Source organism: Pseudomonas sichuanensis, from assembly GCF_024749065.1.
Taxonomy (GTDB): Bacteria; Pseudomonadota; Gammaproteobacteria; order Pseudomonadales; family Pseudomonadaceae; genus Aquipseudomonas; species Aquipseudomonas sichuanensis.
Genome location: NZ_CP087185.1, coordinates 5,613,737 through 5,634,193, shown reverse-complemented (window position 1 = coordinate 5,634,193; position 20,457 = coordinate 5,613,737). Strand labels below are relative to the sequence as shown.

The following is a 20,457-nucleotide window of genomic DNA, read 5'->3' as shown; positions in this document are numbered from 1 at the left end:
CACTGAGCCTGTGGGAGCGGGCTTGCCCCGCGATTTTTTGCATTAAGTTTCAATTCAGCGATCGTCGGTAATCTGGTGCCATCAAAACGCAAACAGGACCCGATCATCATGAAAGCCCGTTACCTGCCCCTGATCCTCGCCCCGCTGTTCAGCACCGCTGCCCTGGCCACCAGCTACACCGGCCCCGGCGCCCAGGCCGTGACCACCGTCGCCGCAGCCAAAGAAGCCGCCGACGACACCCCGGTTGTGCTGCAAGGCTTCGTGACCAAGAAGATCAACAACGACGACCGCTACGAGTTCAAGGACAACACCGGCACCATCACCGTCGAGATCGACGACGAAGACCTGCCGCCGACGCCGTTCAACGACAAGACCAAGGTCAAGCTGACCGGTGAGGTGGAGAAGCACCTGATGAGCCGTGAAGTGGATGTGGATATCGTCGAGATCATCAACTGATCTGTTGGCCTTTTCGCGGGTAAACCCGCTCCCACAGGGATCGCGCCTCACCCGAGGTCGGCGCCGCACCTGTGGGAGCGGGTTTACCCGCGAAGGCTTCACACTGATTTCGGCGCCAACTTGCTCAAATGCACCGCCACCAGCAACGCCACCGCCAGCAGGCTGCCGATGAACAGCCCGATCCCATTCCAGCCCCACTGGTGCCAGAACACCCCGCCCGCCGTCCCCGCCACGCTCGACCCTGCGTAATAGCAGAACAGGTACAGCGACGACGCCTGCCCCTTGGCCTTCAGCGCCCGCCGGCCAATCCAGCTGCTGGCCACCGAATGCGCGCCGAAGAAACCGAAAGTGAACACCAGCATGCCGACGATGATCAGCGCCAACGGGCTGGCCAGGGTCAGCAGCAGGCCGCCGGCCATCACCAGGATGCTGGCCCAGAACACGTTGCGCCGGCCCAGTTTGTCGGCCAGTGCGCCGACCTGCGCCGAGCTGTAGATCCCCGACAGGTAGACCACCGAGAGCAAGCCGACCAGCGCCTGGTTCATGTGATAAGGGCCGGCCAGCAGGCGGTAGCCGATGTAGTTGAACAGGGTGACGAAGGCGCCCATCAGCAGGAAAGCTTCGAGGAACAGCCAGGGCAGCCCGGCGTCCTTGAAATGCATGACGAAGCCGTCCAGCAGGCTGCGCGGGTTCATGGCCTGGGGGCGGAAGTTGCGCGACTCGGGCAGCACCTTCCAGAACACCACCGCCGCCGCCAATGCCAGGCCACCGATCACCAGCATCGCCGTGTGCCAGCTGACGAAGTCGATCAGCACCCCGGTGATCAGCCGCCCGCTCATGCCGCCGATGGCGTTGCCGCCGATGTACAGGCCCATGGCCAGGCCGATGTGCTGGGGGTGGATCTCCTCGCTCAGGTAGGTCATCGCCACCGCCGCCAGGCCACTCAGCGCCAGGCCCACCAGCGCGCGGCTGGCCAGCACCAGCTCCCAGCTCGGCATCACCGCGCTGGCGAGGGTCGCCAGGGCCGCGCAGAGCAGTGCGCAGACCATCACCGGCTTGCGCCCGAAACGGTCGGAAATCGGCCCGGTCACCAGCAGCCCGACGGCCAGCATGGCGGTGGACACCGACAGCACCAGGCTGCTCTGCGCCGCGTTGATGGCGAACTCCTGGGACAGCAGCGGCATCATCGGCTGCACGCAATACAGCAGGGCAAAGGTGGCGAAGCCGCCGCTGAACAGCGCCAGCACGGTTTTCATGAAGGCGGGCGTGCCTTTCTCGATCCAGATGTCGTTGCAGGCAGGTTCGGGTTCGACGGGCAGGGGGGCGACGGCGGATCTCACGGAAGGTACCTCGGGGCGTTGCGATGGAAAAATCATATAGCTGGCTAATGATTACATCCAATATATTGTTCGACCTGTTTAAGACGTTTAACGACCTGTTCGGAGCCGATCATGGAGCTGCGTCACCTGCGTTATTTCATTGCCGTGGCCGAAGAGCTGCACTTCGGCCGCGCCGCCCAGCAACTGGGCATCTCGCAACCTCCGCTGAGTCAGCAGATCCAGGCCCTGGAGCAGGAGCTGGGCGCACGGCTGTTCGAACGCACCAACCGTCGGGTCGAGCTTAGCGAGGCCGGGCGGCTGTTCCTCGACGAAGCCCGCCAGGTGCTGGCCCAGGTGGAAAAGGCCGCCGACGTGGCCCGGCGTGCGCAGTTAGGGGAACTGGGGGAGCTGAAGATCGGCTTCACCTCCTCGGCGCCCTTCACCTCGAAGCTGCCAAAGGCGTTGCACGCGTTCCGCCAGCAGTTCCCGGCAGTGCACCTGAACCTCAAGGAAATGAGCAGCCGCGATGTCGCCGAAGCGGTGCTCGATGAGTCCATCGAAGTCGGCCTGATGCGGCCGATGCCCTTGCCCCCGGGGCTGGAGGTCAACGAATTGCTGCGCGAGCCGTTGGTGGCGGTGATCAATGCCTCGCACCCGCTGGCCGCAGGCAGCGAGCAGGGCCTGTACATGCAGGCGCTGGCCGACCAGCCGTTCGTATTCTTCCCGCGCAGCTACGGTAGCGGCCTGCACGCCCAACTGCTGAGCCTGGCGCGCCAGGCCGGCTTCAGCCCGCACTTCGCCCAGGAAGCGGGCGAGGCGATGACCATCATCGGCCTGGTGTCGGCGGGGTTGGGGGTGTCGGTGCTGCCAGCGTCGTTCCAGCGCATGCGCATCGACGGGGTGGTCTACAGGACCTTGCTGGATGAGGGCGCCGACACCGCCGTGTGGCTGGTGCGGCGTGTCGGCGAAGGCTCGGCGATGGCGCGCGCCTTTGCCGAGCTGCTGGGCGGGCAGCGGATCACGCCGCCCGCCTGAGCCGGTCAGTCGATATGGGCCAGCTCGCCGCGCAGGGCCACCGCGCTGACCAGCATGCCGGCGCGGCACTGGAACTTCTCCGGGTCCTTGTACAGGTCGCGCTGGTCGACGCTGGCGATGTTCACCACGGCGTTGGCGTCAGCCTCCTGGGCGGCACGCTGCAGGGTGGCCAGCGCCGATTGCAGGGCCCAGAAGCAGGCCTCGCTGTCGCTCTTGTTGCTGCCGTTGGTCTTGCGGCTGCTGCTTACCGTGCGCAGGGTGCGCACCGAGGTCGGCAGTGCTTCGCCGGCCAGGTAGAACTTCACGCTGCCATCGAGCAGCCCGGCTTCGGTGGCGCGTTTCACACCCTCGCGAAAGCTCAGGTAGGTCGGCCCGTCGACGCCCTGGTTGACGATGCCCAGCGCGTTGACCGCCTCGATGTCAGGGTTGAACGACAGCTCCTTGAGCACGTTGTCGCGCAGGCGGTTGATCCAGCGGTTGTAGTTGCCGTGGATCTTGCCGTCCTTGTAGTCCAGGCCCCAGCTGCTGCGGTAGATGATCTGGAACTCGGTGGGGCTGTAGGGGATGTCGACCTCGGCGTGGTGGCGGCCGCGCACGGTGATGGCCGCCTTGACCATGCCCGGGCGCACCGACTGGACGATCCACTGGCGGTCGTTGAGCGCGGTGACGATCGCCCGTTTCATCTGGTCGTCGCTGAAATTCAGGCTGCTGGCGAAGTCTTCCTTGGCGTTGTACACCGGCTTGCTGGTGCACCCGCTGAAGACCAGGGCCATGGCCAGCAAGGCGAGGGTGCGGTGGATCCGAGTCATTCCTTTCACTCCGTGGTTTTGCGTGTCAGGGCCAGCGGCGGAAGATCAACGAGGTGTTGACCCCGCCGAAGGCGAAGTTGTTGTTCATCACGTATTCGTGGCTCATGGCGCGGAAGGCGCCCTGCAGGTAGTCGAGTTCGCCGCACTGCGGGTCGACATTGTCGAGGTTGAGCGTGGGGGCGTACTGTTCGCGGTTCATCATCTCGATGCTGAACCACGATTCCAGGGCGCCACAGGCACCCAGGGTGTGGCCCAGGTAGCTCTTCTGCGAGCTGATCGGCATATGCGGGCCGAACAGGCCGCTGGTGGCCAGGGTCTCGGCGATATCGCCTTGCTCGGTGGCGGTGCCATGGCCATTCACATAACCGATCGCCTCGGGCGCCAGGCCCGCGTCCTCCAGCGCCAGCTCCATGGCCCGGCGCATGGTCACTTGCTCTGGCCGGGTGATGTGCTGGCCGTCGGCGTTGCTGCCAAAGCCCACCACTTCGGCGTGGATCCGCGCGCCACGGGCCAGGGCATGTTCCAGCTCTTCGAGCACCAGCATGCCGCCGCCCTCGCCGATCACCAGGCCGTCGCGGTCCAGGTCGTAGGGGCGTGGGCTCAGGTGCGGGGTGTCGTTCTTCAGGCTGGTGGCATAGAGCGCGTCGAACACCATGGCCTCGGTGGGGCACAGCTCTTCGGCGCCACCGGCGAGCATCAGCGGCAGGCGCCCGAACTTGATCGCTTCATAGGCGTAGCCGACGCCCTGGCTGCCGCTGGTGCAGGCACTGGACGTGGGGATCAGGCGCCCGGTCAGGCCGAAGTAGATGCTGATGTTGGCCGCCGTGGTGTGCGGCATCATGCGCACGTAGGAGTTGGCGTTGAGGCCCTCCGAGGTGGAGTTGAGCAGCATGTTGCCGAAGGTCTTGATCTCGTCGGTGCTGCCGGTGGACGAACCGCAGGCCACGCCCATGCGCCCATCACGGATGCTCGGGTCGTCGAGCAGCCCGGCGTCGGCCAGTGCCCGCTCGGCGGCGGCCACCGCCAGGCGCGACACCCGGCCCATGCTGCGCAACTGCTTGCGGGTCCAGTGCGCGGGCACCTGGAAGTCATCGATGGGGCCGCCCAGGCGGGTGTTGAGTTCGCTGTAGCGGTCCCATTCGTCCATGCGCCGGATGCCGCTGCGCCCGGCGGCGAAGTGCGCGGCGATGCTGGCCCAGTCGTTGCCCAGGGCGGTAATGCCGGCCATGCCGGTGACCACGACGCGGCGCATCAGCACAGCCCTCCGTTGACCGCCAGCACCTGGCGGGTGATATAGGCCGCCTCGGGCGACATCAGGAAATTCACCGCGCCGGCCACTTCTTCCGGGGTGCCCATGCGCCCGGCCGGGATCATCTTCAGCAGTTCATCAACCGGCACGTTTTCGTCGAGCATGGCCGTGTCGATCAGGCCAGGGGCCACGCAGTTGACCGTGATGCGGCGCTTGCCCAGCTCGATCGCCAGGGCCTTCGCGGCACCGATCAGGCCGGCCTTGGAGGCGCTGTAGTTGACCTGGCCACGGTTGCCGATCAGCCCCGACACCGAGGTGATGCAGACGATGCGCCCCGGCGCGCGGCGGCGGATCATCGGCATCGTCAGCGGGTGCAGGACGTTGTAGAACCCGTCGAGGTTGGTGCGCATCACCTGGTCCCAGTCGTCGTCGCTCAGCGCCGGGAAGGCGCCGTCGCGGGTCAGCCCGGCATTGCACACCACGCCGTAGTAGGCGCCATGGGCTTCGACATCGGCTTCCAGCACCGCCTTGCAGCTGGCGCGGTCGGCCACGTCGAACTGCAGCACCCGCGCCTGCTGGCCGAGTGCGCGCACTTCGGCGGCCACGGCATCGGCCTCGGCACGGCCGCTGCGGCAGTGCAGCACCAGGTCGAAGCCGGCCTGTGCAAGGCGCAGGGCAACGGCCCGACCGATGCCACGGCTGGAGCCGGTAACGAGAATGCTGTCAGTCATGCTGGGGTTCCTCTGGGCCGGCTTCGGCCAGGTAGCGGTCGGGCTGTGGCGGGCGGTACACATTCAGGCGGGCTGTGGCATGGATGCCCGGGCCACGCAGGTGGCATTCGAACACGCCCATGCCGTTGTCGTCTTCCAGCGAGCGCTGCGCGTGGATCAACAGTTCGGCGCCGGCGGGGAAGTGCTCGACGGCGCATTCGAACTTGCGCGTGCCCAGCAGAAAGCCCAGCTCCACCGGCAGGCCCTGGCGACGGGCGCGGCAGCCGGCGTAGGCGGCCACGCTCTGGGCCATCAGCTCCAGGCCCAGCCAGGCCGGCAGGCTGCCGTCGGCGCGGTTGAACAGGCCGCCCGGGCGCACCGTGGTGCGGGTGTGGATCTGCTCGTCGTCGCAGCTGTCGATCTGCTCGATGAGGATCATGTCACCGGCATGGGGCAGCAGCTCGGCCAGGGGCCAGGGAATCATTGGGCGTCTCCGAGAATCAGGCTGACATTGTTGCCGCCAAAGGCGAACGAGTTGCTCATCAGGTACCGCGGGCGTTGCGCGGTCAGTCGCTGGCTGCCATCGACCAACGCCAGGGCCGGCAATGCCGGGTCCTGCTGGCCATCCCAGGCATGTGGCGGCAGCAGGCCCTGCGGGTTGTGCCCGCTCAGGGCCAGCCAGCAGAACGCCGCTTCCAGCGCGCCGGCGGCACCCAGGGTGTGGCCGGTCATGGGCTTGCTCGACGAGCAGGGCAGGCCGGCGCCGAACAGGCTGTGCACGGCCAGGGCTTCCATGGCGTCGTTGTGCACGGTGGCGGTGCCGTGCAGGTTCAGGTAGCCGATCTGCGCGGGCGCAAGGCCAGCATTGTCCAAGGCTTTGCCCATGGCCTGCAAGGCGCCTTTGCCGGTGGGCTCCGGCGCCGAGATATGGTGGGCGTCGGAGCTGGCGCCAGCGCCCAGCAAGGCGATGCGCGGGCCTTGCAGGTTGGCCTCGCGGGTCATCAGCAGCAACGCCGCGCCTTCGCCGATGTTGATCCCGGCGCGGTTGCGCGAGAACGGGTTGCAGCGGGCGTCGCTGACCGCCTCCAAAGCACTGAAACCGTTGAGGGTCAGGCCGCACAGGCTGTCGACGCCACCGCACAGCACGGCATCGCACAGCCCCAGGTCGAGCAGGCGGCGCGCGCTCATCAGCGCCCGGGCGCTGGAGGTGCAGGCGGTGGAAATCACATAAGCCGGGCCGCTCAGTTGCAGCCAGTCGGCGAGGAAGTTGGCCGGGGCACTGAGCTCTTGCTGGGCGTACTGGTAGCCCTCGGGAAAGCGCTGCTCGCGCAGGTAGTGGGCGATGCCGTCGCTGGCCTCGGCGATCCCCGAGGTGCTGGTGCCCAGCACCACGCCGAGCCGATGGGCGCCGTGGCGATCGATCGCTTCACGGATGGCCGGCTCGATCTGCAGCGCGGCGCTGTACAGCAGCTGGTTGTTGCGGCTGTGGTGCTCGGGCAGCGGCAGCTCGGGCAGCGGGGTGCTGACGACGCCTACCGGCAGGCTGCGCTCGGGCACCCAGCCCGTTTGCGCCAGCATGCCCGAACAGTCGCCGGCAAACAGCCGGCGGGCGATGTCGGCCTGGCCGTGGCCGAGGGCACAGACCAGGCCCAGGGCATTGAGATAGGCGCTCATGGGGTGTTCTCGTCGGGCAAGGGGCTGACGTGATAACGCAGCCCTTGGCCCAGGTTCAAGGTAAAGGTATCGGCGCCCTGATAGCGCACCCGCCAGCGTTCGCCGAGCCAGCGTCGGTCATCCTGCTGGCGGGCCTGAGGGTAAGCCTGTGGCAGTTGCTGCGCCGGGGTCAGGGCGAACAGCACGGCGGCGAACAGCTCGCGCGCCGCCGGGTTCGGCGGCAGCAGCCCGTCGGCCTGCCACTGCTGGCCATCGAGTAACTGGCGGGCCTGGGGGATGCCCAGCAGATCCAGCAGCGACCAGCGTAGGCGGGTGTCTTCGCGCTGGATCACCAGCAGCCAGTCCTGGCGTTGCCCGGCCTGCTCCCGTTCGACGTGCAACTGGCGTGGCAGTTCCAGCGCAGGCGCTTGCTCAGGCAAGGGCGGCCGGGCGGCGCAGGCGCCGAGCAGCAGGCAGCAGAGCATGGCCAGCAAGGCTTTCATGGCGTCTCCAGCGCTTTGCGCGCGACCACGTTGAGCAAGGTCTCTTCGCGTTGCCCGACCGGCGGCGGATTACGCAGCCCCAAGCGTTCGAGCAGGCCGAAGTCCTTGGCGCGGCTCCACCACAGGTACGGGTACGAGACATGCCGTGGCGCGAACTCGAAGCCCTGGGCGCTGAGCATCTGCAGGTAGCCCTCGGCGCTCTTCTGCACGTGCATCGGGTGACGGAACAGCCAGCGGATCACCCAGGTATCGATATACGCCTCGGTGGACTCGGCGAACAGCAGGTAGCCGCCCGGCTTGAGCACCCGGTGGAATTCGGCCAGGGCTTTTTCCTGCTCCACCAGGTGGTGGAAGGTCTGGTGGCAGAACAGGATATCGACGCTGGCGTCGGCGTAGGGCAGCGCGGCGCAGTCGCTGCCATGCAGTTCCACCGTGATGCCCAGGCGTTCGGCCTCGGCGGCGCTGAGCGCCAGGCTGTGCGGGTCGGCGTCGGTGCCCAGCAGGCGCGAAGGGGCGAACACCTGGTGCAGGTGGCGGAACGACTTGCCCTGGCCGCAGCCGACATCCAGCAGCACCGGCGCGGCCGGCGGGTTGCCGTCGAACAGCCGGCGCAGGTCGTTGATCGCCACCCGCAGCACATGGTGCTGCCAGGTGTGGCTGCGCAGGAACCAGAACCCGAAACGGGTTTCCTCGACATAGGTGTCGCTGAAAAAGGCCTTGGACGTGCTGCTGTTCATGACGGTGGATGCGCTCCTTCGCGGGTGGCGGCCCAAGGGGCCAGCAGGAAACTGAAAGCCAGGCCCAGGCTTACTGCCAGGCCAAAGTTGCTGACTGCCGGGGTGCTCGACAACGCCAGCAGGCCGAAGGACAGCCAGGTGGTCACTGCCGCCAGCAGGGTGCCCAGCAGGCTCACGGCGGCGCCGCCGATGCGCTCGTGCATGAGGATGGCGTAGTCGACGCTGATGGCCGTCACCAGCAGCAGGCCGAACAGGCTGAACAGGGTCAGCGGCTGGCCCAGCCAGCCGAGGCTGGCCAGGCTGCACAGCGCCGCCAGCAGCGGCAGGGCGACGATGCGCAAGGCGCCGCGCAGGCCGAACGGCAGCACCAGCAGCACCACGATCAGCAGGCACGACAGCAGCTTGAGTTCGGCGGCGCTGAGTTGGGTGGCGGCGAACAACTGGTTCAGCTCGCCGAGGCGGTCGACCAGTTGCACGCCGGGCAGGTCATCGGTCTGCAGGCGTAGCAAGGCGGTGTCGCCCAGGCCTTGCAGGCTGACGATGGCCGCCACGCCGTCGCCGTCCGGACCCAGCCACAAGGGCCGCCAGGCTTCGCCCAGTGGCCCGGCCAGCATTTCGTCGATGCTTTGTGGCGGCAGTTGTTGCAGGTGCTTGAGCTCGCTTGCCAGGGCGGCCTGAGGCACGCCCAGTGCCAGCAAGGGTTGCCAATGGGCTGGCAACTGACCGAGGGCCTGTTGCAGTTGGGCCTGTTGCGCAGGGCTGGCGATCAGCTGGCTGAGGCTCATGTAGCCCTTGAGCTTGCCCAGCTCGACCAGTTCGCCCAGCTTGCCGCTCAGCGCCTGCAGGCGTTCGAGCAGTTGCTGCGGGTCGTTGCCGCGCACCAGGTAGAACTGGCTGGTGGGCTGGTAGCCGGTGATGCGCGCCACGGCCTGGGCCTCTTGCAGCAACTGCGGCGGGCTGCCGACCCACTGGCGGATGTCGTTGCGGCTGTCCAGGCGCCACAGGCCGGCGGCGCAGAACAGCAGCACGAGGATCAGCAGCACCCCGCTGGGCACCTTGGCCAGCAGGCGTTCACGCAGCGTGGTCAGGGTTTGCGCGATGCGCAGCGGCCACTGCGCCGGGCGCAACTCGACGCCTGCAAGCAGCGCAGGCAGCAGGCACACCGCGCTGAGGTAGGCGCCCAGCAGCCCGGCGGCGGAAAACGCGGCGATCTGGGTCAGCGCCGGGAATGGCGTGAACGCCAGGGCCAGGTAGCCGATGGCGCTGGTCGCCAGGCTCAGGCTCAGCCCCGGCAGGGTCAGGCGCAGGGCCGGCCAACTGTGCCAGGGCTTGAGGCTCCAGCTCTTGGACAGGTAGTGCAGCGGGTAGTCCACCGCCACGCCGATCAGGCTCGAACCCAGCACCAGGGTCATCACGTGCATCTGCCCGAACAGCGCCACGCACACCACCGCGCCGAACAGCATGCCCACCAGCACCGGCACGAAGGCCAGCAGCACGCGCCAGCGGCGGAAGGCCAACAGCAACAGCAGCAGGATGCCCAGCGTGGCGCCACCGCCGACCCAGGTGATCTCGCGGCTGGCCTGCTGCTGGCCGGCGGCGGCGTACAGCAGGCCGCTGGCCGCCAGCAGCCGGGCGCCGTGCTGGTCGGCGTCGAGGCGGCTGGCGGCGAGCAGCTCGGCCACCTGCAACGGCAGCTGCATGTCGAAGGCGTTGCCCTGGGTGCGGGCCCGCAGCAGCACCCACTGCTGGCCGTCGGCCTCGGCGACCAGCGCACCGCTGGCGGTGTCCAGGTGCACGTTGACCGGCATCGGCTGGCTGTTCTGGATGCGCCCGGTCAGGCCCAGCCAGTCGTCCTGGCTGGGCACCAGGCTGAAACCGGCGAAGGGGTCGAACAGGCTTTGCACGCGCTGTTCGATGAAGGCCTGCGGCTGGGTGATCAACTGTTCGCGGTCGTTCGCCGAGAGCAGCGCCAGGCGCCCTTGCAGCAGTTGCGCGCGCAACGCCGACAGGTCGGTCTGCAGGCTCCACTGGACCTTTTCGAACAGGCCGCTGCCTTGCCATTGCGTGGCCAGGCGCTCGGCCAGGGCCAGTGCCTGTTCACGCTCGGGGTGGCCGACCAGCACCAGCATTTCGCGGTTGAGCGGATCCTGCATGCGCTGTTCGGCCCGCAAGACCTGCGGGTCCTGAGTGGCGCCGGGCACCAGGGTCATCAAGTCGGCCGACAGCGGCGCGCCGCGGTGCCACTGCCAGCCGGCGATGGCCAGCATCACCAGCAACAGCCCGAGGAACAGGCGCGGCAGCAGGCGTTCAGTCGGCAAAATCGCTGCGCTCCGTGTCGCTCAGGGCCGCTGCCGCCGTGCTGGCCGGCATGCGCAGCACGGTGCTGTCGCCCTGGGTTTCGCTCAGCTCGATGCGCTCCACGTACTGGCCGCCGGCGATATCGATGCGCGTGAATACCTGCTTGAGCAGCAGCGAGCGCGGCGTCAGGCGCAGTTGCCAGTGCCCGGCGTCGCCGGACAGGGCCAGTTCGAAATCACGTTGCAGGCCACTGCTGTCGCCTTGCAGCACGGCGAAGAACAGGCGGTTCTGCTCGGCCCCGGCGCTGCGGCTGGGCAGGGTTTGCCAACCGTTCGGGTCGCGTCGGGCGATGCCTTGGGCGTCGATGCGGTAATCCTGGCGCAGCGGGGTGTCCAGCAGCCACAGCAGGCCGTGGTCACGGGCGAGGACGAAGCGGCCCTTGCTCAGCAGCGGCTGGGGCAGGGCGCGCAGGTGTTTTTCCTGGATGAACGGGCCCTTGACCACGGCGGGCTGGCTGAGCTGCTTTTGCAGGTCGTCGAGGCTGAAGGCCAGGGTCAGGGGGCTGATGAGCAGCAGGCCGAGCGTGATGAGCAGGCGGGCCGCGTTGCGGCCCATCGCCGGCAAGCCGGCTCCCACAGGATCCAGGCGCCTACCCCTGTGGGAGCTGGCTTGTCGTGGCGACGAACCGCAGCGATGAGGCCGGAACAGGCGACTCATGGCAACACCTTGGCAACCGCATCGAGCATCACCTGCGGCGAGGCCAGTTGCATCTCGCCGCTGTCGATATGCACGGCTACCTGCACGGTGCTGGCACGGGTCATGCGCTCGCCGGTTTCGGCATCGCTGATCAGGTAATGGATCTTCAAGCGGTTCTCCCACTCCACCAGGCTTGCGCGTACGGTCAGGCGTTGGCCGAAGGTGGCACCGCGGATGTAGCGCAGTTGCAGGTCGATCACCGGCCAGTGGTAACCGGAGGCCTGCATGCCTCGGTAATCGTGCTGCAGGCGCTCGAGCAAGGCGCAGCGGGCGACTTCCAGGTACTTGACGTAATGCCCGTGCCAGACGATGTGCATGCTGTCCACATCGAAAAACGGCACGACGATTTCGCTGTCGACATGAAACACCCCAGGGTTACGCATGCAGCCTCCAGTGGCGCTGGCCAATACGGGTCAGGCACAGGCGCAGGTCGTGTTCCAGGGCGCGGTCCTCGATGACCGGGGCGAAGTCGGCCAGCAGCAGCTGGTGCATCTGTTCCAGCGCTGGCGGCAAAGGCCGGGCGTCGGCCTGACGGGCCCGCAGCCAGACGCCCTGGTTGGCCGCCAGCAAGGTGGCGGCGGCGACCTGTTCGGTCAGCTCCAGCACCCGCAGGGCATCGCGGGCGGCAATGGTGCCCATGCTCACCTTGTCCTGGTTGTGGCATTCGGTGGAGCGCGAGAACACGCTGGCCGGCATGGTCTGCTTGAGGGCTTCGGCGGTCCAGGCGCTGGCGCCGATCTGCACGGCCTTGAAACCGTGGTTGAGCATGGTCCGCTCGGCCTCGGCGCCGGACAGGTTGCTCGGCAGGCCGTGGTTGTAGCGCACGTCCACCAGCAGCGCGAGCTGGCGGTCGAGCAGGTCGGCGACGTTGGCCACCAGGGTTTTCAGGCTGTCCATGGCGAAGGCGATATGCCCGCCGTAGAAGTGCCCGCCGTGCAGCACGCGCTCGGCGTCGCCGTCGATGATCGGGTTGTCGTTGGCGCTGTTCAGCTCGGTTTCGATGAAACCCCGCAGCCAGCCCAGGCTGTCGGCCAACACGCCGAGCACATGGGGCGCGCAGCGCAGCGAGTAGCGGTCCTGCAGGCGGTGCAGCGACGGCAGCGGCGCATCGATGGCCAGGTCCTGGCGCAGCCAGGCGGCCACCTGGGTCTGGCCCGGGTGCGGCTTGGCGGCGAACAGGCGCTCGTCGAAGTGCTCCGGGTTGCCCTGCAGGGCAATCACGTTGAGCGCGGTGATGCGCGTGGCCAGTTGCAGCAGGTAGTCGGCGCGGGCGAAGGCCAGGCAGGCCAGGCCGGTCATCACCGCGGTGCCGTTCATCAGCGCCAGCGCTTCCTTGGGGCGCAGCACCAGCGGCTGCCAGCCCAGCTCGCGGTGCACCTCGGCACTGCTGCGGCGCTCGCCTTGGTACAGCACCTCGCGCTCGCCGGAGAGGGTCGCGGCCACGTAGGACAGCGGGGTCAGGTCGCCGCTGGCGCCCACCGAGCCCTCTTCGGGGATCAGCGGCAGGATGTCGTGTTCGAGGAACAGTTGCAGGCGCTCCAGCAGCTCCATGCGCACCCCCGACACGCCGTGGCTCAGCGAGCGCAGGCGCGCCGCCAGCACCGCGCGGGTGGCCGCTGCATCGAGCAGGCGGCCCAGGCCGCAGCCGTGGAAGGTGTACAGGTGACGCGGCAGGCTTTCGACATGCTCCAGCGGCACGGCCACCACGCAGGAGTCGCCGTAACCGGTGGTGACCCCGTAGATCACCCCTTCCTGGTCGAGCAGGGTGTCGAGAAAGCGCGCGCCACGGGCGATGCGTTCGCGGTACTCGGCGTCGTCCTGCAGGCGGGTAGCGGCACGGCGCTCGGCCACTGCCAGCACGTCCTCGATGGCCAGCGGCGCTTCGCCGAAGGTGACAGGCTCATGGGGTTGCATCGTCATCGCTCTTCCAGAAAGGGTAGAAATTGAACCACTGCAGGGGCGCCTGGCGGCAGTAATGGGCCAGGCGCTCGGCGTAGCGGGCCGTCCATTGCTGGATCACCTGGTCACGCTCGGCACGCCGCCATTGCAGCTGTGCGGCGAAGGGTTCCAGGGTGATCTGGTAGCGGCCGTTCAGCTTGAGGCAGAACAGCAGATTGACCGGGCAGCCGAGCAGCCCGGCCAGCAGCCACGGGCCTTGCGGGAACGCGGCCGGCTGGCCGAGAAAGTCCACGGTGGCGGTGCGCGCGCCATGCAGCGGCACGCGGTCGCCGGCGATCGCCAGCCACTCGCCGCGCTCCAGGCGTTGCGAGAGCTGCAGCATGATCGCCGGGTCCAGCTCGCTGACCTGAATCAGCCGCAGGTGGTTGGCCCCGGCCTCGCCGAGCAGGCGGTTGAACTGCTCGGCATGGCGGGTGTGCACCAGCACGTTCATGGTCACCTGCTCGCCCAGTTCGGCCAACGCCCGGCACACCTCGAGGTTGCCCAGGTGGGCGCCCACCAACAGTTGCCCGCGCTCGCCGCGCAGCTGCCCGCGCAATCCGGCCGGGTCGACGATATCGATGTCTTCAAGGCGCAGGCGGCCGTTCCACACGTCGAGCTTGTCCAGCAGGGCGTCGGCGAAGGCCATGAACTGGCGAAACACCTGCCACTGGCTAGGCGCTGGCGTCTGCCCGGCGCTGTACCGGTGCAGGCGTTGCTGATACTGCCAGGCGCTACGCCGGGCGCGCCGGCCAAACAGGAAGAAGTAGGCGACGATCACATGGATCAGCGGGCTGAGCAGGCGGCGCCCGAGCAGGCGTGCCAGCAGAGCGGTGAGTTGCATCAGCCGAAAGCTGCCGCGCTCGCGTTGCGCGGCCCAGTGCTGCTCGCTCATCGCCGCCACCGCCGCCAGAGAATCAGTGGGCTGCGCAGGAGCATGCCGAAGAACAGCTTGGCGTGCATCTTCGAGATCAGCGCGTTGTCGTGCACCAGGCGAAAGTGCGACAGGCCGTCCTGCGGGTAGTGCACCCGGGTCGGCAGCCAGCGCATCGGCTGGTTGCGCCAAGCCAGGCGCACCAGGATCTCGGGGTCGAAGTCCATGCGCCGGCCCAGCTTGACGCTGTCGATCAGCGCGATGGTGGGCGGCAGCGGATAGACGCGAAAACCGCACATGGAGTCGGGGATGGCCAGTGACAGGCTGTTGATCCACACCCACACGTGGGTGAGGTAGCGGGCATACAGGCGCCCCTTGGGCACGCTGTCGTCGTACTGGGGATAACCGCACACCAGCGCCTGTGGATAAACCTGCGACTGGGCCAGGAAATGGTCGACATCGGCCAGGTCGTGCTGGCCGTCGGCGTCCACCTGCAGGGCGTGGCTGAAGCCCAGCCGCGCGGCCTCGCGCAGGCCGGCCATCACCGCGCCGCCCTTGCCCTGGTTGACCGCCAGTTGCACCAGGTGCACATCCGCGCGCTCGGCCAGCTGGCGCAGCACCTCGGCGCACGGGGCATGGCTGGCGTCATCCACCAGCACACAGGGCAGGCCGGCGCGCAGCAGGTCGTCGACCACCATGGGCACGGCCTGTTCGTGGTTGTACACCGGGATCACCGCGCAGGGCTTATGCACCGACGGCCTCCAGCAGGATGCGGCCGCTGGCGCAGGCTTGGCCGGCGCGGGTGTAGCTGAAGTACAGCTTGCCGCGCTCCGGCTCGAAGCGCAGGTCCAGCTGCAGCGCGTCGCCGGGGCGCACCAGTTGCTGGAACTTCAGCACTTCCATGCCGGCGAAGCGCAGGTTGGCGGCCAGCAGTGGTGCAGCGAGGGCGATGGCCCAGTCGAGCTGGACCACGCCGGGCAATACCGGGGTCTGCGGGAAATGCCCGGTGAAGCAGGGCAAGTCCAGCGGCACGGCCAGGCGCAGTTGCAGCTGGTTGTCTTCACGGGCCTGTTCCAGCACCTCGGGGGCCTGGCTGCGAGCGGCCAGCAGCAACGCCGAGACCTCGGCCTGGGGCAGCTTGCCCTGGGCGTTGCACGGCAACTGGCGCAGCAGGCGCCAGCGCCGGGGCAGGGCGATGGCCTCGCAGTGTTCGGCCAGGTGCGCACGCAGGCCCTCCAGCAGTGCGCGGCGCCCCTGGTTGCGCAGCACATGCAGGCCTTCGGCGCTTGGCACCAGCAGGGCACCGAGGAAGGCGCGGCCTTCTTCGATCACCCCCAGGCGCGCCTCGGCGACCCAGGCGTGGGCGCACAGGGCCTGTTCGAGCATGGGCAGGGAGATGCGTTTTTCTTCCAGCTTGACGGTGCGGTCGAGGCGGCCAAGCAGGCGGAAGCGCCCGTCGCTGGCGAACTCGGCGGCATCGGCGCTTTGCTCGACGTGGCCGGCGGGCAGGTAGGGCGAGGCGATGCGCAGGGCGCCGTCGCCATCCTGGCTGAGTACCACGTCGGCGAACGGTTGCCACAGGGCTTCACCCTGGCGCCAGGCGATGCCGCCGGTTTCGGAGCTGCCGAGGATTTCCGTCGGCCACTGGCCGAGGCGCTGGTGCAGGCGTTCGGCGGCTTCGGCGGGCAGTTCGCCGCCGGAGGAGAATACCCGCCGCACCGCGCTCAGCCCGGGCCAGTCGAGGTTGTCGCCCATGCGCTTGAGCAGCGCCGGGCTGGCCACCCAGGCGAACGCTGGGTGTTCGCGGCTGGCGCGTTGCAGGTCTTCGGGGAACGGCTGGGCCCTGCGGGCGAAGCCGCGCCCGGCGCACAGCGGCCACAGCACGCGGAACAGCAGGCCGTAGATGTGCTGGGTGGCGACGCTGCCGAGGATGTGCGCATCGCCCAGCGAGGCGCCCCACAACTGCTCCAGGGCGATGACTTCGTTGCCCAGTTGGCGCAGGCATTTGTCGATGCGCTTGGGCTCGCCGCTGGAGCCCGAGGTGCACAGGCTGATGCAGCACTGCTCGGGGTCGAGGTCGGCGCTGGCCAGTGGCTCGCCCAGCAGGTCGTCGAGCTGTGGGTCGCCCGGCTGGTCGCTGAGCCACAGGTCGACCTGGGCCTGCCAGCGGGCGCGGGTCTGCGCTTGCAGGTCGGCGGTCAACAGCACCTGCGCCCCGGCGCGCCAGGCGCCGAGCAGGGCGATGGCCAGCGTCGCGGCGTCGTCCACATGTACCGCCAGGCGGCGCACGCCGCGGGCTTGCAGGCCGCCGGCCAGACGCAGGGCTTGCAAGCATAGCGCGGCGTGGTCCAGGGCCGGCGCCTCGGTGACCGGGCGTGGAGTGGCCAGCGGGTGCAACAGGTGTTCGAGGTTGATCCAGTTCATGAGCGTCCTCGCACACGTTGACGTATCAGCCATTCCACGGCGAACAGCAGGCCCATCGCGGCGTAGGCGATCAGGCCGTTGTACAGGGTCCACCAGGCCAGTGGCGCCCACAGGGTCAGGCCGGCGGCGATCAGGCCGTTGACCAGGAAGAACAGGCACCAGGCCTGGGTCACCCGCCGTGTGTAGCGCACCGCTGCCGGTGGCAGTTCGGGTTCGCGCAGCCGGGCCAGGCGCTCGGCCATCGGCATGCCCTGCAGCAGGCTGGCGCCGAACAGGGCGAGCATGAAGCTGCTGATCAGCACCGGGTACCAGCGCAGCAGTTGCGCGCTGTCGGACAGCGCCAGCAGCGCGCAGAAGCCCAGCGCCGCCAGGGCCATCCACAGGCCACCGGTGCGTTGTGGCGCGCTCAGTGCGCGGGCCAGCCACAGGCCGCCGAGCAGCAGGGCGAACTGCCACGGGGCGAAGTGGCCCAGGCCGTAGTGCACGGCAAACGGATACAGCACGCCGGCCAGCAGCAGGCCGAGGCCGACCAGGCGTTTCATGCCGCGCTGTTTACCAGGCGATGAACCGCTTCGACCACATCGTTGACGGTGCGTACCGACTTGAAGTCCTCGGCGCTGATCTTCTTGCCGGTCTTGCGCTTGATGTGGTCGAGCAGGTCGATGGCGTCGATGCTGTCGATTTCCAGGTCCTGGTACAGGTGCGATTGCAGGCTGATGCGCTCGGGCTCGAGCTCGAACAGCTCGACCAGGGCGTCACGGAGGGTGTTGAAGATGTCTTCGCGGGTTTGCATGGTGCGGTCTCAGGCGGCCTGGCGGGCGGTGATGAACGCCGCGAGGGTGGCGACGTTGGTGAAATGGTTGCGGGTGTCCTTGGCATCGGCGTCGATCTTGATGCCGTAGCGCTTCTGGATCGCCAGGCCCAGTTCGAGGGCGTCCACCGAGTCCAGGCCCAGGCCTTCGCCGAACAGTGTCTGCGCGTCGTCGATGTCCTGCACGCTGATGTCTTCCAGGCCCAGGGCGTCGATGATCAGTTGCTTGATGTCACGGTTCAGGTCGTGTTGTGCATCGCTCATCGGTGGCGAGCTCCTTGTTGTAGTACTGGTGCAGGTAATCATTGAGTTTGCGCGACGCCAGGGGCGCCGGGCCAAGGCTGGCGAAGGCCTGGGGGTCGATGTCGGCGCCGACGCGCAGGCTGAAGTGCACGCGCCGTCGGGGGATGCGGTACCAGGGCTCGTGCTTGGTCAGGGTGGTGGGGCTGACCTGGATGATCACCGGTGTGATGATTTTCGCACCGCGCAGGGCGATCGCGGCGGCGCCACGATGGAAGGCCGGGGCCTGGCCGGGCGGGGTGCGGGTGCCTTCGGGGAAGATCACCAGCGGCTGGCCTTGCTGCAGCGAGGCGGCGGCGCTGTCGAGCATGTCCAGGCTACCGTCGTTGCCGATGTACTGCGCCTCGCGCACCGGCCCACGGGTGAAGGGGTTGCCGAACAGGCTGTGCTTGACCACGCAGTTGGCGTCGCGCACCCGCCCGAGCAGGAACACCACGTCGATCAATGAAGGGTGGTTGGCGATGATCATCTGCCCGCGCCGGCCCAAGCGTTCGGCGCCGCTGATCTCGAAGGTGAGCACACCGAGGCCGCGCATGATCAGGATGAACCGCCAGAACAGCCAGCCGATGGTGCGCCGGGCGCGTTGGCGATGCTGTTCGCCACTGCCTGGCAGGCAGGCCAGCAGCGGGAACACCAGCAGGCGCAGGCACAGCCCGCCCAGGCCGAACAGCAGGAAGCTCAGGGCGGTGGCCGTCAGGCGCCACAGGTAGGCGTCGCGGGGGCGGTTCATGGCTGACGTTGCCAGTTCCATGTGCGACGGCTCCAGGTGTGGGAAAAGGCGTTCTGGCCGCTAAGCGAGGCGTGCAGCCAAGCCAGGGCATGGGGCAGCTTGGGGGCTGGCGCCGTTTGTGCCGGCCCAAGGGACAACTGCCATTGCTGGCCGGGGGTGAGCAGCAGCGCCACGGCGTAGGCGAACGGCACATCGTTGATGCAGGGCGCGTAGGCGGCCGGGGGTTGTTCCTCGGTGACGATCAGCAGCACCGCTGGTGCGCCTTCGGCGAGCAGCGCGGCGGCTTCCACGGCGCCTTGCTCGAAGCCGTCGCCGGCGGCGGCCAGGGCGGTCATCTCGCAGGTTTGCCCGCGCATGATCGACCACAGGCCGATCATTGCGTTGTGCACCGACAGGCTGAACTGGGTGGGCGACAAGGGCTGCTGGCTGGCCAGTTCGCTGAGAATCGAGAAGGTGCGTGGGGTTTCACCATGCCGCGAGACGAACACCAGTGGCAGGTTGGCGTGACCTTCGGCCAACGGCCAGCCGACGGCAAAGGCCATGCGCGCCATATGGCTCAGGCGGCGGCGCTGCAACGCCGGCAGGAACGCCACGTCCGGCGCCTGCTCGGCACAGGGCTCGTGTTCGGCGCCGTCCGCCCAGGCCTGCCAGTCGGCAGGGCTCTGCAGGCCCGGGGCCCAGGCACGCCATTGGCTGATATCGAAGGTGATCATGATGAGTGTGACGTTACCGCCCTGAGGGAGTTCCTGTGCGTGGGAATGACTCGGAGCACGCGCCGTGCGGGCTTGGCGCACGGGAAGGTGGCGCGCATTATCCCGGTGCACGGGGCCTGTATCAATCCACATGATGGCTATCGGACAACATCCACACGCATATGCGTCATGTCCTCTTGCATGGCGGCACAGTTTCCGACAATCGGTTACTCGCAGGTTGTCGGGCTGCTTGCCGTCAACTTGAGCGAACAACGCTGGCCAATGGCGCAGTGTCGCCACATACTCGGGCATTCGTTGATACACGGAGGTCTGACATGCGGCGCGTGGTGTTCAATCAGAAAGGTGGCGTGGGCAAATCGAGCATTGCCTGCAATCTCGCGGCCGTGAGTGCCAGCGAAGGCTACCGGACCCTGCTGATCGACCTGGATGCCCAGGCCAACTCGACCCAGTACCTGACCGGCCTGACCGGCGACGACATCCCCATGGGCATCGCCGACTTCTTCAAGCAGTCGCTGTCCAGCGGCCCGTTCGCCAAGAAGAACAAGGTCGATATCTACGAAACACCGTTCGACAACCTGCATGTGGTCACCGCCACGGCAGAACTGGCCGATCTGCAGCCCAAGCTCGAGGCCAAGCACAAGATCAACAAGCTGCGCAAACTGCTCGAAGAGCTGGATGAGGACTACGAGCGGATCTACATCGATACCCCGCCGGCTCTCAATTTTTACGCCGTTTCCGCGCTGATCGCCGCTGATCGCGTATTGATCCCCTTTGACTGCGACAGCTTCTCGCGCCAGGCCCTGTATGGCCTGCTGGCCGAGATCGACGATTTGAAGGAAGACCACAACGACGAGTTGGTGGTCGAAGGCATCGTGGTCAACCAGTTCCAGTCACGTGCCAGCCTGCCGCAGCAGATGCTCGACGAGCTGCTGGCCGAGGGGCTGCCGGTGCTGCCGGTGTACCTGAGCAGTTCGGTGAAGATGCGTGAGTCCCACCATGCCAGTTTGCCGCTGATTCATTTGGAGCCACGGCACAAGCTGACTCAGCAGTTTGTTGAGTTGCATGATTTGCTGGAGCGGAGTGCGTGAGGGCTTTCAGGGGTTCGCCGGAAGTTCTTCAGCGCCTATGAGATCGAGCGCCGC

23 protein-coding genes are annotated in these 20,457 nt (G+C 67.7%); 3 read left to right on the top strand and 20 right to left on the bottom strand.

Features of this window, described 5'->3' with window-relative positions; genetic code table 11:
* Window positions 1–108: 108 nt before the first annotated feature.
* Window positions 109–456 (top strand): YgiW/YdeI family stress tolerance OB fold protein, encoded by a 348-nt coding sequence (locus tag LOY51_RS25305; protein WP_110995354.1) that lies wholly within the window; start codon window positions 109–111, stop codon window positions 454–456.
* A 98-nt stretch (window positions 457–554) separates the two neighbouring features.
* On the opposite strand, the gene LOY51_RS25300 is transcribed toward LOY51_RS25305, so the two are convergent.
* The gene (locus tag LOY51_RS25300; RefSeq protein ID WP_258643556.1) at window positions 555–1,796 is read right to left on the bottom strand and encodes an MFS transporter; all 1,242 of its coding nucleotides are present in this window, start codon (window positions 1,794–1,796) and stop codon (window positions 555–557) included.
* A 111-nt stretch (window positions 1,797–1,907) separates the two neighbouring features.
* On the opposite strand from LOY51_RS25300, the gene LOY51_RS25295 reads away from it, so the two are divergent.
* A complete protein-coding gene (locus LOY51_RS25295) occupies window positions 1,908–2,810 on the top strand; it encodes a LysR family transcriptional regulator (protein ID WP_125860869.1) in 903 nt (300 codons plus the stop codon).
* A 5-nt stretch (window positions 2,811–2,815) separates the two neighbouring features.
* Here LOY51_RS25295 and LOY51_RS25290 read toward each other — a convergent pair whose 3' ends face one another.
* From LOY51_RS25290 to LOY51_RS25200, 19 genes are all read right to left on the bottom strand, one after another.
* Entirely contained in the window at window positions 2,816–3,619 is an 804-nt protein-coding gene (locus LOY51_RS25290; protein WP_258643554.1) for a hypothetical protein, read from the bottom strand.
* Window positions 3,620–3,644: 25 nt separating this feature from the next.
* Entirely contained in the window at window positions 3,645–4,871 is a 1,227-nt protein-coding gene (locus tag LOY51_RS25285; protein ID WP_125860865.1) for a beta-ketoacyl-ACP synthase, read from the bottom strand.
* Window positions 4,871–5,599: a 3-oxoacyl-ACP reductase FabG gene (gene fabG / locus LOY51_RS25280; RefSeq protein WP_110995349.1), complete on the bottom strand. Its 729-nt coding sequence runs from the start codon at window positions 5,597–5,599 to the stop codon at window positions 4,871–4,873. The genes LOY51_RS25285 and fabG overlap by 1 nt, the downstream gene beginning before the upstream one ends.
* A complete protein-coding gene (locus tag LOY51_RS25275; RefSeq protein WP_125465900.1) occupies window positions 5,592–6,062 on the bottom strand; it encodes a hotdog family protein in 471 nt (156 codons plus the stop codon). The genes fabG and LOY51_RS25275 overlap by 8 nt, the downstream gene beginning before the upstream one ends.
* Window positions 6,059–7,252 carry a beta-ketoacyl-[acyl-carrier-protein] synthase family protein gene (locus tag LOY51_RS25270; protein WP_258643550.1) on the bottom strand — a complete coding sequence of 398 codons (1,194 nt, stop codon included), beginning with the start codon at window positions 7,250–7,252 and terminating at the stop codon, window positions 6,059–6,061. The genes LOY51_RS25275 and LOY51_RS25270 overlap by 4 nt, the downstream gene beginning before the upstream one ends.
* Window positions 7,249–7,734 carry a DUF3261 domain-containing protein gene (locus LOY51_RS25265; RefSeq protein ID WP_258643549.1) on the bottom strand — a complete coding sequence of 162 codons (486 nt, stop codon included), beginning with the start codon at window positions 7,732–7,734 and terminating at the stop codon, window positions 7,249–7,251. The genes LOY51_RS25270 and LOY51_RS25265 overlap by 4 nt, the downstream gene beginning before the upstream one ends.
* Entirely contained in the window at window positions 7,731–8,471 is a 741-nt protein-coding gene (locus LOY51_RS25260; RefSeq protein ID WP_125860859.1) for a class I SAM-dependent methyltransferase, read from the bottom strand. The genes LOY51_RS25265 and LOY51_RS25260 overlap by 4 nt, the downstream gene beginning before the upstream one ends.
* Window positions 8,468–10,789 (bottom strand): MMPL family transporter, encoded by a 2,322-nt coding sequence (locus LOY51_RS25255; protein WP_258643547.1) that lies wholly within the window; start codon window positions 10,787–10,789, stop codon window positions 8,468–8,470. The genes LOY51_RS25260 and LOY51_RS25255 overlap by 4 nt, the downstream gene beginning before the upstream one ends.
* Window positions 10,779–11,384 (bottom strand): outer membrane lipoprotein carrier protein LolA, encoded by a 606-nt coding sequence (locus LOY51_RS25250; protein ID WP_258643545.1) that lies wholly within the window; start codon window positions 11,382–11,384, stop codon window positions 10,779–10,781. The genes LOY51_RS25255 and LOY51_RS25250 overlap by 11 nt, the downstream gene beginning before the upstream one ends.
* A 98-nt stretch (window positions 11,385–11,482) precedes the next feature.
* Window positions 11,483–11,908: an acyl-CoA thioesterase gene (locus LOY51_RS25245; protein WP_125860855.1), complete on the bottom strand. Its 426-nt coding sequence runs from the start codon at window positions 11,906–11,908 to the stop codon at window positions 11,483–11,485.
* Complete coding sequence (locus LOY51_RS25240; RefSeq protein WP_258643542.1) at window positions 11,901–13,445, bottom strand: HAL/PAL/TAL family ammonia-lyase; 1,545 nt, start codon at window positions 13,443–13,445, stop codon at window positions 11,901–11,903. The genes LOY51_RS25245 and LOY51_RS25240 overlap by 8 nt, the downstream gene beginning before the upstream one ends.
* Complete coding sequence (locus tag LOY51_RS25235) at window positions 13,426–14,358, bottom strand: lysophospholipid acyltransferase family protein (protein ID WP_258643541.1); 933 nt, start codon at window positions 14,356–14,358, stop codon at window positions 13,426–13,428. Before LOY51_RS25235 ends, LOY51_RS25240 begins: the two co-directional genes overlap by 20 nt.
* Entirely contained in the window at window positions 14,355–15,089 is a 735-nt protein-coding gene (locus tag LOY51_RS25230; RefSeq protein WP_258643540.1) for a glycosyltransferase family 2 protein, read from the bottom strand. Before LOY51_RS25230 ends, LOY51_RS25235 begins: the two co-directional genes overlap by 4 nt.
* The gene (locus LOY51_RS25225; protein WP_258643539.1) at window positions 15,082–16,761 is read right to left on the bottom strand and encodes an ApeI family dehydratase; all 1,680 of its coding nucleotides are present in this window, start codon (window positions 16,759–16,761) and stop codon (window positions 15,082–15,084) included. Before LOY51_RS25225 ends, LOY51_RS25230 begins: the two co-directional genes overlap by 8 nt.
* Entirely contained in the window at window positions 16,758–17,303 is a 546-nt protein-coding gene (locus LOY51_RS25220) for a COG4648 family protein (RefSeq protein ID WP_258643538.1), read from the bottom strand. Before LOY51_RS25220 ends, LOY51_RS25225 begins: the two co-directional genes overlap by 4 nt.
* Complete coding sequence (locus LOY51_RS25215) at window positions 17,300–17,554, bottom strand: acyl carrier protein (protein WP_110995337.1); 255 nt, start codon at window positions 17,552–17,554, stop codon at window positions 17,300–17,302. The genes LOY51_RS25220 and LOY51_RS25215 overlap by 4 nt, the downstream gene beginning before the upstream one ends.
* A gap of 9 nt (window positions 17,555–17,563) precedes the next feature.
* Window positions 17,564–17,836, bottom strand: coding sequence for a phosphopantetheine-binding protein (locus tag LOY51_RS25210; RefSeq protein ID WP_125860843.1), 273 nt, complete (start codon window positions 17,834–17,836; stop codon window positions 17,564–17,566).
* A complete protein-coding gene (locus tag LOY51_RS25205) occupies window positions 17,805–18,623 on the bottom strand; it encodes a lysophospholipid acyltransferase family protein (RefSeq protein ID WP_258643537.1) in 819 nt (272 codons plus the stop codon). Before LOY51_RS25205 ends, LOY51_RS25210 begins: the two co-directional genes overlap by 32 nt.
* On the bottom strand, window positions 18,599–19,315 hold the full coding sequence (locus LOY51_RS25200; protein ID WP_258643536.1) for a beta-ketoacyl synthase chain length factor: 717 nt from the start codon (window positions 19,313–19,315) through the stop codon (window positions 18,599–18,601). The genes LOY51_RS25205 and LOY51_RS25200 overlap by 25 nt, the downstream gene beginning before the upstream one ends.
* A gap of 314 nt (window positions 19,316–19,629) precedes the next feature.
* Here LOY51_RS25200 and LOY51_RS25195 point away from each other — a divergent pair, with 314 nt between their 5' ends.
* Window positions 19,630–20,403, top strand: coding sequence for a ParA family protein (locus LOY51_RS25195; protein WP_110995334.1), 774 nt, complete (start codon window positions 19,630–19,632; stop codon window positions 20,401–20,403).
* Window positions 20,404–20,457 lie beyond the last annotated feature (54 nt).

Excerpts from the sequence above, each read along its gene's own strand:
- LOY51_RS25305 (WP_110995354.1), top strand. The coding sequence starts at position 109 with ATGAAAGCCCGTTACCTGCCCCTGATCCTCGCCCCGCTGTTCAGCACC.
- LOY51_RS25295 (WP_125860869.1), top strand. The coding sequence starts at position 1,908 with ATGGAGCTGCGTCACCTGCGTTATTTCATTGCCGTGGCCGAAGAGCTG.
- LOY51_RS25290 (WP_258643554.1), bottom strand. The coding sequence starts at position 3,619 with ATGACTCGGATCCACCGCACCCTCGCCTTGCTGGCCATGGCCCTGGTC.
- LOY51_RS25285 (WP_125860865.1), bottom strand. The coding sequence starts at position 4,871 with ATGCGCCGCGTCGTGGTCACCGGCATGGCCGGCATTACCGCCCTGGGC.
- fabG (WP_110995349.1), bottom strand. The coding sequence starts at position 5,599 with ATGACTGACAGCATTCTCGTTACCGGCTCCAGCCGTGGCATCGGTCGG.
- LOY51_RS25275 (WP_125465900.1), bottom strand. The coding sequence starts at position 6,062 with ATGATTCCCTGGCCCCTGGCCGAGCTGCTGCCCCATGCCGGTGACATG.
- LOY51_RS25270 (WP_258643550.1), bottom strand. The coding sequence starts at position 7,252 with ATGAGCGCCTATCTCAATGCCCTGGGCCTGGTCTGTGCCCTCGGCCAC.
- LOY51_RS25265 (WP_258643549.1), bottom strand. The coding sequence starts at position 7,734 with ATGAAAGCCTTGCTGGCCATGCTCTGCTGCCTGCTGCTCGGCGCCTGC.
- LOY51_RS25260 (WP_125860859.1), bottom strand. The coding sequence starts at position 8,471 with ATGAACAGCAGCACGTCCAAGGCCTTTTTCAGCGACACCTATGTCGAG.
- LOY51_RS25250 (WP_258643545.1), bottom strand. The coding sequence starts at position 11,384 with ATGGGCCGCAACGCGGCCCGCCTGCTCATCACGCTCGGCCTGCTGCTC.
- LOY51_RS25245 (WP_125860855.1), bottom strand. The coding sequence starts at position 11,908 with ATGCGTAACCCTGGGGTGTTTCATGTCGACAGCGAAATCGTCGTGCCG.
- LOY51_RS25240 (WP_258643542.1), bottom strand. The coding sequence starts at position 13,445 with ATGACGATGCAACCCCATGAGCCTGTCACCTTCGGCGAAGCGCCGCTG.
- LOY51_RS25235 (WP_258643541.1), bottom strand. The coding sequence starts at position 14,358 with ATGAGCGAGCAGCACTGGGCCGCGCAACGCGAGCGCGGCAGCTTTCGG.
- LOY51_RS25225 (WP_258643539.1), bottom strand. The coding sequence starts at position 16,761 with ATGAACTGGATCAACCTCGAACACCTGTTGCACCCGCTGGCCACTCCA.
- LOY51_RS25220 (WP_258643538.1), bottom strand. The coding sequence starts at position 17,303 with ATGAAACGCCTGGTCGGCCTCGGCCTGCTGCTGGCCGGCGTGCTGTAT.
- LOY51_RS25215 (WP_110995337.1), bottom strand. The coding sequence starts at position 17,554 with ATGCAAACCCGCGAAGACATCTTCAACACCCTCCGTGACGCCCTGGTC.
- LOY51_RS25210 (WP_125860843.1), bottom strand. The coding sequence starts at position 17,836 with ATGAGCGATGCACAACACGACCTGAACCGTGACATCAAGCAACTGATC.
- LOY51_RS25205 (WP_258643537.1), bottom strand. The coding sequence starts at position 18,623 with ATGGAACTGGCAACGTCAGCCATGAACCGCCCCCGCGACGCCTACCTG.
- LOY51_RS25200 (WP_258643536.1), bottom strand. The coding sequence starts at position 19,315 with ATGATCACCTTCGATATCAGCCAATGGCGTGCCTGGGCCCCGGGCCTG.
- LOY51_RS25195 (WP_110995334.1), top strand. The coding sequence starts at position 19,630 with ATGCGGCGCGTGGTGTTCAATCAGAAAGGTGGCGTGGGCAAATCGAGC.